The 11,983-nt window shown below is 73.7% G+C and carries 10 protein-coding genes and 1 pseudogene; 4 read left to right on the forward strand and 7 right to left on the reverse strand.

Features of this window, described 5'->3' with window-relative positions:
* Positions 1 to 5 precede the first annotated feature (5 nt).
* The gene (locus ABTY04_RS29340; RefSeq protein WP_352216419.1) at positions 6 to 1,142 is read right to left on the reverse strand and encodes a S8 family peptidase; all 1,137 of its coding nucleotides are present in this window, start codon (positions 1,140 to 1,142) and stop codon (positions 6 to 8) included.
* A 142-nt stretch (positions 1,143 to 1,284) separates the two neighbouring features.
* A complete protein-coding gene (locus tag ABTY04_RS29345; RefSeq protein ID WP_352216432.1) occupies positions 1,285 to 2,268 on the reverse strand; it encodes an aldo/keto reductase in 984 nt (327 codons plus the stop codon).
* Between the two features lie 109 nt (positions 2,269 to 2,377).
* Between ABTY04_RS29345 and ABTY04_RS29350 the strand changes: the two genes are divergently transcribed.
* Complete coding sequence (locus ABTY04_RS29350; protein WP_352216420.1) at positions 2,378 to 3,013, forward strand: TetR/AcrR family transcriptional regulator; 636 nt, start codon at positions 2,378 to 2,380, stop codon at positions 3,011 to 3,013.
* Positions 3,014 to 3,805: 792 nt separating this feature from the next.
* On the opposite strand, the pseudogene ABTY04_RS41240 reads toward ABTY04_RS29350, so the two are convergent.
* A pseudogene (locus ABTY04_RS41240) lies at positions 3,806 to 3,994 on the reverse strand (helix-turn-helix domain-containing protein); the annotation flags it as partial.
* 35 nt (positions 3,995 to 4,029) lie between these two features.
* On the opposite strand from ABTY04_RS41240, the gene ABTY04_RS29360 reads away from it, so the two are divergent.
* Positions 4,030 to 4,563: a DUF3995 domain-containing protein gene (locus ABTY04_RS29360; protein ID WP_352216422.1), complete on the forward strand. Its 534-nt coding sequence runs from the start codon at positions 4,030 to 4,032 to the stop codon at positions 4,561 to 4,563.
* 354 nt (positions 4,564 to 4,917) lie between these two features.
* Here ABTY04_RS29360 and ABTY04_RS29365 read toward each other — a convergent pair whose 3' ends face one another.
* The 3 genes from ABTY04_RS29365 to ABTY04_RS29375 all read right to left on the reverse strand — a co-directional run bounded on the left by ABTY04_RS29365 (position 4,918) and on the right by ABTY04_RS29375 (position 8,555).
* Positions 4,918 to 6,552 carry an isovaleryl-CoA dehydrogenase gene (locus ABTY04_RS29365; protein WP_352216423.1) on the reverse strand — a complete coding sequence of 545 codons (1,635 nt, stop codon included), beginning with the start codon at positions 6,550 to 6,552 and terminating at the stop codon, positions 4,918 to 4,920.
* The gene (locus tag ABTY04_RS29370) at positions 6,536 to 7,150 is read right to left on the reverse strand and encodes a TetR/AcrR family transcriptional regulator (RefSeq protein ID WP_352216424.1); all 615 of its coding nucleotides are present in this window, start codon (positions 7,148 to 7,150) and stop codon (positions 6,536 to 6,538) included. Before ABTY04_RS29370 ends, ABTY04_RS29365 begins: the two co-directional genes overlap by 17 nt.
* Before the next feature lie 85 nt (positions 7,151 to 7,235).
* Positions 7,236 to 8,555, reverse strand: coding sequence for a cytochrome P450 (locus tag ABTY04_RS29375; RefSeq protein ID WP_352216425.1), 1,320 nt, complete (start codon positions 8,553 to 8,555; stop codon positions 7,236 to 7,238).
* Between the two features lie 167 nt (positions 8,556 to 8,722).
* Here ABTY04_RS29375 and ABTY04_RS29380 point away from each other — a divergent pair, with 167 nt between their 5' ends.
* Positions 8,723 to 9,415, forward strand: a complete 693-nt coding sequence (locus tag ABTY04_RS29380) for a formylglycine-generating enzyme family protein (RefSeq protein ID WP_352216426.1) — start codon at positions 8,723 to 8,725, stop codon at positions 9,413 to 9,415.
* Between the two features lie 37 nt (positions 9,416 to 9,452).
* Here ABTY04_RS29380 and ABTY04_RS29385 read toward each other — a convergent pair whose 3' ends face one another.
* Positions 9,453 to 10,901 (reverse strand): MFS transporter, encoded by a 1,449-nt coding sequence (locus tag ABTY04_RS29385; RefSeq protein WP_502996743.1) that lies wholly within the window; start codon positions 10,899 to 10,901, stop codon positions 9,453 to 9,455.
* Between the two features lie 101 nt (positions 10,902 to 11,002).
* On the opposite strand from ABTY04_RS29385, the gene ABTY04_RS29390 reads away from it, so the two are divergent.
* Positions 11,003 to 11,884, forward strand: coding sequence for an MmyB family transcriptional regulator (locus ABTY04_RS29390; protein WP_352216427.1), 882 nt, complete (start codon positions 11,003 to 11,005; stop codon positions 11,882 to 11,884).
* The last annotated feature ends 99 nt before the right edge of the window (positions 11,885 to 11,983 follow it).

Here is an 11,983-nt window from a genome sequence, read left to right on the forward strand (position 1 = left end):
AGGCGTCACAGGCCTCCGGTGTGGAGCAGCCGGTTCGGGGTGTCCGCAGGGACCCCGGTCAGGACGTCGCGTACGGCCTGTCCGGTGATCCAGGCGCGGACCTGGGCGGGCGTCGCACCCGGGTGCGCGGAGAGATAGAGAGCGGCGACGCCGGTGACGTGCGGGGCGGCCCACGAGGTGGCGGCGGAGTCGCTGGTCGCGGTGGCGCCGCCCGCGAGTGCGGAGGTGATCTTCTCGGCGGGGGCGTACAGGTCCACGCAGCTGCCGTGACCGGAGCCGAATCCGTCCGTGTCGGTCCAGTGGCGGTCGGCGGCGGTCGCGGCGGCGACCACGATGGCGCCGTGGGCGCCGGCCGGGGAATGGCCGCAGGCGTCGTCGTTGAAATTGCCGGCGGCGACAACCGCGGTGATCCCCGACTCGACCATGTGCTGGACCGCGGTGTCGAGGGCCGTGGAGCGGTTCTTGAGGTTGAGCGACATGTTCACCACGGCCGGGCGCTGGGCGTGGGCGGTCACCCACTCCACGGCCTTGACGACGGAGTCCTCCGACGCCGTGCCCGGGGAGACGTCCTTGGCGTGGGGGCCGCTGCCCTCCTCGCAGGCGATTCCCTGGACGCGCACGATGCCCGCCTTCGGGGCGACGCCGTACGTACTGCCGCCGATGATGCCCGCGACGAAGGTGCCGTGGCCCAGTCCGCCGCCGTCGAAGCAGTCACCGGCGTCCGGATCCCCGACGAAGTCGGCGCCGAGGACCGCCCGGCCGCCGAACTCCGCGTGCTTCACCTCCAGCCCGGTGTCGATCACGTACACGTGTACTCCCCTGCCGTCCGCGCGCGTGGTGAACTTCCCGTCGAGCGGGCGGTTGCGCTGGTCGAGGCGGTCGAGGTTCCACGGCACTCCGGTGCGTACGACGGGTTCCCCCGCCGGCGCACCGGAGGGCCGGGGACTCGGCAGGCCACTTCCCGGGGTCCCGGTGGGAACGGCCGTCGGCCGCGGCGTACCGGACGGGCCGGACGGCGGGGACACCGCGCCGGACCCCGGTCCGCCGCCGGGCACCTCCTCCGGCGAGCACGCCGACACCGCCAGTGCCGCCAGTGCCGCGACTGCTCCGAGCATCGCCCTGCTGCTGCGTCCGCGCCTCATGGCCGGCCCCCCTTGTCGCTCTGCGGCTTCGCGCCGTCGGGGGCGGAGACGTACGGAGCGGCCGTGCCGGTTGCCGTGCGGCGCGATTCCGTGGCAGCCGGCCAGGCTCGCCGGGAGGCAGGTCGGTCAGCAGGTCAGCCCGTCAGCCGTTCAGGGACTTCATCAGCTCGGGAGCGTAGCGGTCGCCCGCGACCACCCCGTGCGGGGCGACCGCATCGATGGCGGCCAGGTCCGCGTCCGTGATCGTCACGGCAGTGGCGGCGATGTTCTCCTCCAGGTAGCGGCGGCGCTTCGTGCCCGGGATCGGCACGGCGCCCTGACGCAGCGTCCAGGCCAGGGCCAGCTGCGAGGGGGTGACGCCCTTCTCCGCGGCGAGACGGCGCACCTGGTCGACGACGGCCAGGTTGCGGCCGAAGTTCTCGCCCTGGAAACGGGGGTCCGTGCGGCGGAAGTCGTCCGCCGCGAAATCGTCCGGCGTGGTGATCGCACCCGACAGGAACCCCCGGCCGAGCGGCGAGTACGCAACGAGACCGATGCCGAGCCCGCGCAGGGTGTCGAGGACGCCGTCGTACTCGATGCCGCGCTCGAAGAGGCTGTATTCGGTCTGCACCGCGGCGAGCGGGTGCACGGCGTGGGCGCGGGCGATGGTGGCGGGCGCGGCCTCGCTCAGGCCGATGTGGCGGACCTTGCCGGCGGCGACTAGCTCGGCCATGGCACCGACGCTCTCCTCGATCGGGACGTCCGGGTCGACGCGGTGCAGGTAGTACAGGTCGATGTGGTCGGTGCCGAGGTGGCGCAGGGAGCGGTCGGCCGAGCGGCGGATGTACTCGGGGGTCCCGTTGTGGCCGCGGAACGCTCCGTCGTCGGTGAACTCGACACCCGTCTTCGTGGCGATCACGGCGGCATCGCGGCGGCCGGCGAGCGCCTTGCCGAGGAGCTGTTCGTTCAGGAACGGGCCGTAGCCCTCGGCGGTGTCGAGCAGGGTGACGCCCAGCTCCAGCGCACGGTCGATGGTGGCGAGCGACTCGGTCTCGTCGGTGGCTCCGTAGTGGGCGCTCATGCCCATCAGGCCGAGGCCCTCGGCGCCGACCTCAAGGCCCTGACCTCCCAGTGCGCGGATTTCCATGCCGTTCTCCATGATGCTGCTCCCTAAGTAACTAACTGGATAGTTTGACTATGCACCCTCCTCGCAGCGCATGTCAATAACCGGATAGTTACTTGCTAGGCTGCGCCCCATGGCACGGGATTCCAGCGCGACCAAGGCACGCCTGCTCGACGCGGCCTTCTCCGAATTCGCCGCGTACGGCATCGCCGGCGCGCGGGTCGACCGCATCGCCGAGGCCGCGCAGGCGAACAAGCGGCTCATCTACGTCTACTACGGCAACAAGGAGCAGCTCTTCGACGCCGTGCTCCAGCGGGCGCTGGAGACGGGTTCGGAGTCCGTCCCCTTCGACGCCGGGGACCTGCCCGGGTACGCGGGCGCCGTCTTCGACCACCTCGTCGCACAGCCGTCCCTGATGCGGCTCGTGCTGTGGAAGCAACTGGAGCGGCCCGGCAGCACGGACGCCGAGGCGGAGTCGTACCGCGGCAAGATCGCGGTGGTGGAGGAGGCACAGAAGGCGGGTCACATCGACGCCTCGACGGACCCCGCCGACGTCCTCACCCTGGTGCTGAGCCTGTCCCAGGCCTGGTTCGGTGCGGTGGGCGGCCCGGCGGCGGGCGACTCGGGCACCGCGTGGGCCCCCGAACACCTCGCCCGGCACCGCGCCGCGGTGGTGGAGGCGGTACGCCGCATCACGCAACCCCCGCAGGGTCCGGCCTCGTCTGACATGCCCGATGCGCCGGCAGGGCGCCCCCCGTCCGACTCCTAGCCAGGCGACTCCCGGGCGAGGAAGCACGGCTTTCGATGGGCCGACGTCAAGCAGTTCCGGCTTCCTGCGGAGCAGGGCGGCGACAGGGGTCTGCTTGCGGCACTGGTCGGGCATGACCCGTGCCGGGACGGCCCTGCAGGTGGCGGCGTACTGCCCGAGGGGCCCGGGCCGTTCGGCGATGGCCGACGGGATCCACCGCCTGCGCGCACTCGGCGTCGACGCGATTCACGACCGGGGTCGCGTGCACGGCACCTTCCACGCGTTCATGCTCATCGACCGCTCGACTGCGCGGATCACCCTCGTCATGGCGGCCGGCGGCCGAGCCGGTCGCCGGCCTCAGGCCGGTGCGGGACCGGTGTCCTGCGAGGGCGGCGCCGGCGGAGGGGCCAGGATCATGCCGATGAGGTGGTCCAGCGCGGCCTGTGCACCCGGGCCCTCCGGCAGCGCCTCGGGGGCCGTGTCGGAGGCGGTCCGGCGCAGTTCCAGCCAGCCGAGGTAGGCGGCGTACCCGGACAGGGCGCGATGGCGGGCCTCCTGCGGCCCGAAACCCAGTCCGCCGAAGATCTCCGTCAGGAAGTCGAGCCGGGTCCGGGTGACCCGGGCCACCACCTCGGCGACCGCCGGATGGGCGGTGTGCGCGACGAGCGCCGGCTCCAGCCCGGCTATCTCCTCGGTGCCGAGCGCGACGGCGAACAGCATCCGCGCCCGCGTCCAGGCATCCCCCTCTTCCCGGACGGCGGTGATGACCTCCGCAGTGGCGTGCCGCTCCCACGCCTCCAGGGCCGCGACGAGCAGAGCCTCCCGGTTCTCGAAATGCCAGTAGAAACTGCCGCGCGAGACCGCGAGTTCCCGGGCGAGCACGTCGACCGCCACCGCCGGGAGCCCGCCCCGGGCCAGCGCGCGGAGCGCCGCCATCGTCCAGTCGTCCTTGGTGACTCTCCCCTTGGCCATGTTCCGTACAGTACTGTATGGAACATCCATACAGAGGTGTATGGAACTGGGGAGAGGGGTGCGCGATGAGCGCCATCAGCGGTATGGCCAGGTGGTTCGGTGCGGCGGACGACGAGACGGCGGAGCTCCCTACGGAGCCGGCGGGCGCCGCGGTGCGCGGTGCGGCGGTGGCCGCGGCCGGCGGACTGCTCGCGGCAGGGGCCTTGCACGCGGTGTGGGTGTTCTCCCCTTGGCCGCTCGCCTCGCGGGCCGAATTCGCGGCCGTGGTGGTCGGCGTGGAAGAGGCTCAGCTGCCGTCCGGCCCGCTGACGCTCGCCGTGGCGGGGCTGCTGGGCGCCGCCGCAGGTCTGGTGGTGACCGGCGCCCGGCCGACGACCCGGTTCGCCCGGTCCCGGGTGGCACGGGCCGGACTGTGGACGGTGTCCGGTGTGCTCGCCGCGCGCGGTCTCGGCGGACTGGCGGCTTCGGGGCTGGGCCTGGGGTCCGCGCCGGCCGAGTTCCGGCACTGGGACCTGGCGCTGTACTCCCCGCTGTGTGTCGCGCTGGGCGGGCTCAGCGGATACGTGGCCCTGCGGACCCGGCGGCGGCGCCGCGCCTGACCGGGAGCGGCACGGCCGCTGAGCGACGGGGCGTGACGGCGGCCGGGGCGCGACTTCGGCACGGGCGCGGTGCATGACGGGGCCGCGGGGCACAGGGCGGAGCGCATAAGCCACGACGCGGCGCGAGGCACGCGGCACAGGGCCGAGCGCGGAGCGCGGCACGGCGCGGCGCAAGACACAAGCCACGGCGCGGAGCGCGGCACGGCGCAAGGCACAAGCCCCGGCGCGAGGCACGCGGCACAGGGCGGAGCGGAAGGCACGGCGCGGCACGCGGCGGAGCGTGAGGTGCCGGGCACGACCGCGGCGCCGTGTCCGCCTGGCCGGCAGGCACCGCGCCGCGGCGTGACGGGCGGGTCAGACCTGTGCGGTCCGGGCCCGGGACAGGATCGCCTCGGTGTCCACGCCCGTCGGGAGAGTGCCGTACGCGCCCCCCTGCCCGCCGCCCAGCCGGGAGGCGCAGAAGGCCTCGGCGACCGCCCCCGGGGCGTGGCGCAGCAGCAGCGACGCCTGGAAGACCAGGGCCATCGTCTCGGTGAGCCGGCGGGCCCGGTACTCCGCCTCGGCCGGGTCCGCCAGCTGCTTGTGGAGCCCGGCCACCGCCGCGTCCAGATGCCGGTCGGCGCCCGCCGCCTGCCCCACCTCCTCGAAGAAGGCCTCGACTGTCCCGGGCTGCCGGGCCATGGCGCGCAGCGAGTCCAGGGCGGCGACGTTGCCGGAGCCCTCCCAGATCGACGAGAGCGGGGCCTCCCGGTAGAGGCGGGGCATGCCGGAGTCCTCGATGTAGCCGTTGCCGCCCAGGCATTCGAGGGCTTCGGCGGCGTGCCCGGGGGCGCGCTTGCAGACCCAGTACTTGGTGACGGCGAGCCCCAGCCGGCGCAGCAGCGCCTCGTCCCGGTCGCCCCGGACGACCCGGTCCGTGGCGCCCGCGAGGCGCAAGGCGACGGCGGTCGCCGCCTCGGATTCGAGGGCGAGGTCGGCGAGGACGTTGCGCATCAGGGGCTGGTCGATCAGGGCCTTGCCGAACGCCCGCCGGTGGGTGGCGTGGTGGACGGCGCGGATGACGCCGAGGCGCATCCCGGACGCCCCGCCGAGCACGCAGTCGAGGCGGGTCATGTTGACCATCTCGATGATGGTCGCGACGCCGCGCCCCTCCTCCCCCACCAGCCAGCCGAAGGCCTCGTCGTACTCGATCTCGGCGGAGGCGTTGGACCGGTTGCCGAGCTTGTCCTTGAGGCGCTGGAGCAACAGGCGGTTGCGGCTGCCGTCCGGCAGCACCCGCGGCAGCAGGAAGCAGGTCAGTCCTCCCGGGGCCTGCGCCAGCGTCAGGAAGACGTCCGACATGGGCGCGGAGGTGAACCACTTGTGGCCGGTCAGCCGGTAGGTGCCGTCAGGGGCCGGGACCGCCGTCGTGGTGTTGGCGCGTACGTCGGAGCCGCCCTGCTTCTCGGTCATCGACATGCCCGCGATCAGGCCCTGCTTGGTGTCCGGCCGGCGGAGTCCGAAATCGTAGCTGCGGGAGGCGAGCAGCGGCTGCAGCCATGCGGCGAGTTCCGGGGTCGCGCGCAGCGCGGGTACGGCGGCGTACGTCATGGACACCGGGCAGGTGTGGCCCGCCTCGACCTGGCCCCAGACGTGGAACTTCGCGGCCCGCGCGACATGGGCCCCGGGCCGGTCGTCCGCCCAGGGCGCGGCGTGCAGCCCGTGGGAGACGGCGGTGCCCATCAGCTCGTGCCAGTACGGGTGGAACTCCACCTCGTCGATCCGGTGGCCGTAGCGGTCGTGGGTGCGCAGCACGGGCGGGTTCTCGTTGGCCACGCGGCCCCACTCCGCAGCCTGTTCGGAGCCGGCGAGGGCGCCGAGACGGTGGATGTCGGGAACCGCCCAGGCGGCGCCCTCGCGGGCGACCGCCTCCAGCAGGGCCGGGTCGGCGGCCGCATCGTATCCGTGGTGCGGCGGTACCTGGTTGGTGACCTCATGCGTCTGCGGCATCGTGTCCTCCAAGGGCACGCAGGGTGAAGGTGATCAGGCCGGGGATGATGTCGCCCGGGGCCGCGTCGCCGTCGGCCAGCGGCCCGACGAGGGCCTCGGCGATCGCGCCGACCAGCGCGGCGGCCGTCAACTCGGGCGACTGGGCGGGCAGTTCCCCGACTGCGACGCCCGCGGCGATCTGTTCGGCGTACACGTCGCGGAAGGCCCGCCGGAAGACGAGGCGTTCGGCGTCGACGGCGGGGTCGGCGGGCTCGGCCAGCAGGGCGTAGGCCCTGCGCGGTGCTTGCAGCGCCCGGTACGCGAAGGTCTCGACGGCGGCGGCCACCCGCTGCGCCGCGCCGCCCGGGCGGTTCGTCGCGGCGGCCACGGCGTCCAGCTCCCGGGCCACCAGGGTCCGGAAGAGTGCGGCGGCCAGTTCGGACTTGCCGGAGAACGACTGGTACACGCTGCCGGTGGAGATCCCGGCTTCGGCCGCGATGGCGGCGACCGAGCATCCGCCGTACCCCTCGCGCGAGAGCAGGTGGACGGCGGCTTCGAGCACCCGGTCGCGCCGGGCGTCGAGCCGGGCCTGTACGGCAGGGGGGCGACGGTAGGGCATGGAAGGATTGAAGCACTGATTCACTGCTTCACACCAGACCGGGACCGGACCGGACCACCCTCCGTAAAGGTCGTCGGCGCTGCCGCTAGGCGGTCAGGGTCGCCGGGGTGGGGCCGTCGGGGCGGACCGTGATGCTGTACGCGGCCTTGGCGGGCACGGACCGGAAGACTGGGGTGTGGGCGGGCAGCAGGTGTTCGAGGAGGACGGTCGACTCGCGCAGGGCGAACTGGAGGCCGAGGCAGGCACGGGGGCCGATGCCGAACGGGAGGTAGGAGCCGGGGTGGGTGGGGCGGCCCTCGGGGGCGGTGAAGCGCCGGGGGTCGAACCGCTCGGGGTCCGGCCACAGTTCGGGGTCGCGGTGCGTGAGGTAGGGGCAGACCACCACGTCGGAGCCCGCTTCGACGGCGTAACCGGCCACGACGTCGTCCTCGGCGGCGTACCGCGGCAGGATCCAGGCGGACGGGTAGAGCCGGAGCGTCTCGTGGACCAGGGCCTGGACGGCCCGGCGGCGCCCGGCCGAGCCGGGTGCGCCCGCGGCGAGGGCCTCCTCCCGGGCCTCGGGGTGGCGGTCCAGCAGCAGGTAGAGCCAGGTCAGGGTGGTGGCGGTGGTCTCGTGGCCGGCGACGAGCAGGGTGACCAGTTCGTCGCGGATCAGGCGGTCGGTGTACTCGGGGCGCTCGGCGGCCGCATCGAGCAGGAGGTGCAGGAGGCCCGGCCCCTCGGGGCCCGGGCCGCCGCGGGCGGCCTCGATGGCGTGGTGCGCGACGGCGTCGATCCTGGCGAGGTCCGCGGCGACGGCCTCCCGGGCGTCGCCGGAGTCGGCCGGCAGGGTCGGCAGTACGGCCACGACCGCGGCGACGGCGCAGAGTTCGCGCTCGGTGGCGGTGTCGAGGGGGTGTCCGGTCAGGGAGCGCCAGATGGTGTCCAGGGCGAAGCGGCGCATCTCCAGGCCTACGTCGAACGTCTGCCCGGTCCGGGCGTACCCGGCCCAGCGCTCGGCGGTGATACGGGCGGCGTCCGTGATCCGCTGCTCGTAGCGGCGCATCCCTGTTCCGGTGAACTGGGACTGCAGCAGCCGCCGTTGGCTCTTCCAGGCCTCGCCGGTGGCGGCGAGTACGCCGTCGCCGATCAGCAGGCGGGCACGGTGGGAGCGTTTGACGTACCGGTCCGGGTGCAGGGCCAGCACGTGCTGGACCGCCAGGGGGTCCGTGACCAGGACGGTGGGGCCCGGCCCGAGGCGGAACGCGGCGACGCCGCCGAGTTGCCCGCGCACCAGCGCCAGCAGATCGACCAGTTCGGCTCCGTCGGAGCGCCACCGCTCCACGAGGGCGGGGTCCGGCTCGGGGACCGGCCGGCCCGTGCGGGCAGTGTGCGGGCGGGGGTCGAAGCCGGCTTCGGTGGCCACGGGTCTTCTCCTGTTCGACCGCTGGTCCTGGTCCCTGACAGAGCGTTGGCATCACGGACTGTACGGGAGTGGACGTGTCCTGTGACAGCCCGTCCCGGCGCGGGGGCGCGGCATCGGGCGGGCCGCACGCTCGCCCCGGGGCAGCCCGCCGGTAAGATCACCTGCCCATGGACACCGGTGCAGCACACGAGTTGACCGCCATCGCGCCCGGGGAGGTCACCCTGTCGGACCGGCGGACGCGGCGCAGTTGGTCCGTCGGGATCGAGGCCTGCGAGCTGGCGGCCTTCCCGGTCACGCAGGCGCTGTACGCGGAGGTCACCGGCCGGCGGCCGAGCACCTCCCGTGGGGACCGGCTGCCCGTCGAGGGCGTCTCCTGGTGGGACGCGGTGCGGTTCTGCAACGCCCTGTCCGAGCGCGACGGGCTGGCGCCGGCCTACCGTCTGGACGGCGAGAGCGGTGAGGACCGCGAGGGCGTGCGCATCGACTGGGACACCTCCGCCGACGGATACCGGCTGCCGACCGAGGCCGAGTGGGAGCACGCCTGCCGCGCCGGTACGGCCGGGCCCCGGTACGGCCCGCTCGACGACATCGCCTGGTATCGCGGCAATTCGGACGAGCGCATCCACACCGTGGGCGGCAAGCAGCCCAACGCGTGGGGTCTGTACGACATGCTCGGCAACGTCTGGGACTGGTGCTGGGACGTCTACGACGCCGAGGTCTACGGAAGCTACCGGGTGCTGCGCGGCGGCGGGTGGTTCGACGAGCACTGGAGCTGCCGGGCCTCCGCGCGCCGCCGCAGCCACCCGACGTTCCGGGTCGAGGACGTGGGCTTCCGCATCGCCCGCTCCGTCGTGCGCTGAGTCCCCGGCCGCCCCCGGCCGGGGCGCGGCGCACGGCTCACCCCACGACGCGCGGCAGGCGCAGGCTCAGCAGCACCGTCAGGACGATCATGCCCAGCTGGACCAGCAGGGTGACGGCGAGTGCGTCCCGCATGCCCATCAACGGGGCGAGTGCGAGGAAGAGGCTGCCCAGGGTCGCGACGCCGAGGGCGAGCGCGGACTGCTGGGTGGTGATCACGACCCCGCTGCCCACGCCGGCCCGGTCGGCGGGTACGTCCGAGAGCATCAGCCGGATCAGCACGGGCAGTTGGAGGCCCTGTCCGAGCCCGGCGACGGCCACGCCCGGGGCGAGTGCGGCGAGCCCGAGGTCCGACCAGCCGCGAAGGACCGCGAGGAGGATCAGGACGACGCCCGCGGCCTGGAGGACGCCGCCCGCGGTGACGACCCGGCTGCCGAACCGCCCGACCAGCCGCGGCCCGGCGAGCGAGGCCGCGAAGAAGGCCAGCGCCATCGGTACGAGCGCGAGCCCCGCCGCCACCGGCCCCATGCGCAGGCCCTGTTGCAGCACCACGGCGATGACGAACATGAATCCGCTGAAGCCGATCGAGAACGGCACCACCATGGCCAGGCCCCGCCGCAGCGACTGCAGGCGCAGCAGGCTCGGCGGCACCAGCGGGGTGCGTCCGAGCCGGTCGGCGCGGCGCTCGGTCAGGTAGAAGGCCGCCGCGGCGAACGGGAAGATCCCGAGCGAGATCCACGTCCACACCGGCCAGCCGGCGGCCCGGCCCTCGGTCAGCGGCAGCAGCAGGGACACCAGGGACAGGGCCAGCAGCAGCGTCCCAGGCACGTCGACCGAGGCCGGCCGGTCCGAGCGGGTCTCGGGAACGGCCCGGGCGCCGAGCACCAGGCCGAGGACCACGACCGGCACGTTGACCAGGAACACCGAGCGCCAGCCGGAGCCGGCGACGTCGGCGGCCACCAGGACACCGCCCAGGATCTGCCCGGCGACCATGGACAGCCCGGCTGTGGCCCCGTACAGGCTCATCGCCCGGGCCCGGCGGGGCCCTTGGGTGGTCGCCTGGATGGTGGCCAGCACCTGCGGCAGCATCAGGGCGGACGCGGCACCCTGGGCCACCCGCGCCGCGACCAGGGTCCAGGCGGTGGGCGCCAGTCCGCAGCCGAGCGAGGTGAGACCGAACGCGGCCATGCCGATCAGGAAGAGCCGGCGCCGTCCGGCCATGTCGCCGAGGCGGCCGCCGAGTACGAGCAGCACGGCGTAGGCGACGCCGTAGCCGCCGACGATCAGTTCCAGCGTGGCGGGGCCGGCCGCCAGGTCGCTGTCGATGGCGGGCAGCGCCACGTTGACGATGAAGAAGTCGATCAGGGGCAGGGCCGCGCCCAGCAGCACGGTGAAGAGCCCGAGCGGGCCGATCGCCGCCGGGAGCCCGGGGGCGGATACGAACGGGGAGGGGTGGGTGGTGCGTACGGTTACGGTTGTCTCGCTCACACCGGAAACGATCTACCCATGCTCAGCCTGGTACCAGAGTCTCCTTATCCTGGTACAAGGACTACCTGGCAACGGGATGCGGGGTGCGGCACCCTGGTTCCATGACCACTGTGGCACCGGAGAGCGACGTACGCCGGCACGAGCTGGCCGACTTCCTGCGCAGCCGCCGCGAGCGGATCACCCCAGAGCAGGTGGGGCTGCCGCGCGGGCGCCGGCGGCGCACGCCGGGGCTGCGCCGCGAGGAGGTCGCCCAGCTCTCCGCCGTCGGTGTCACCTGGTACACCTGGCTGGAGCAGGCCCGCGAGATCCAGGTCTCCCCGCAGGTCCTGGACGCCCTGGCGCGCGCCCTGCTGCTGGACGGCACCGAGCGCAGACACCTCTTCGCGCTGGCCGGCACCCTCGATCCGACCCCGCACTCGACCTGCCCGAGCGTGACCCCGGCGCTGCGCGCGATGCTCGACCAGCTCGGGCCGATCCCCGCCTGCGTCCAGAACAGCCGGTACGACATCCTCGCCTACAACGCGACGTACGGACGGCTGCTGTGCGACCTGGACGCGCTGCCGCGCGAGGACCGCAACTGCCTGTGGCTGGCGTTCACCAACGCGGACTGGCGGGCGTCGATGGTCGACGTCGCCGAGGTGAACCGTACGATCGCGGCCAAGTTCCGGGCGGCGATGGCGGAGCACCTCGCCGAGCCGGCCTGGAAGGCACTGCTGGCGCGGCTGGAGGCGGAGTCGGCGGAGTTCCGGGAGGTGTGGGCACGGCACGAGGTGATCGGCCAGGGCGGCAGGACGAAGTACATCCGCAACGCGCACGTCGGCCTGCTGCACCTGGAGCACACCAACCTGTGGCTCGGGCCCGCGGCCGGCCCGCGCCTGGTGACGATGGTGCCGCTCGACGAGGAGAGCCGGATACGGCTGGAGCGGCTGGAGCGCCTCGAACACTCGGAGCGGCCGGAACGCCTCTCGCCCGCCGCGGTCTGACGCGCCGAGGTGAACAGCTTGGTCAGCGAGGCCAGGTCGAAGACGGTGTCCTCGGCCATCGGGATGCGCTCTGCCGCCGGGAACTCCCGGACCCGGTCG

The sequence above is a fragment of the Streptomyces sp. NPDC097981 genome (assembly GCF_040302565.1).
Lineage (GTDB): Bacteria > Actinomycetota > Actinomycetes > Streptomycetales > Streptomycetaceae > Streptomyces.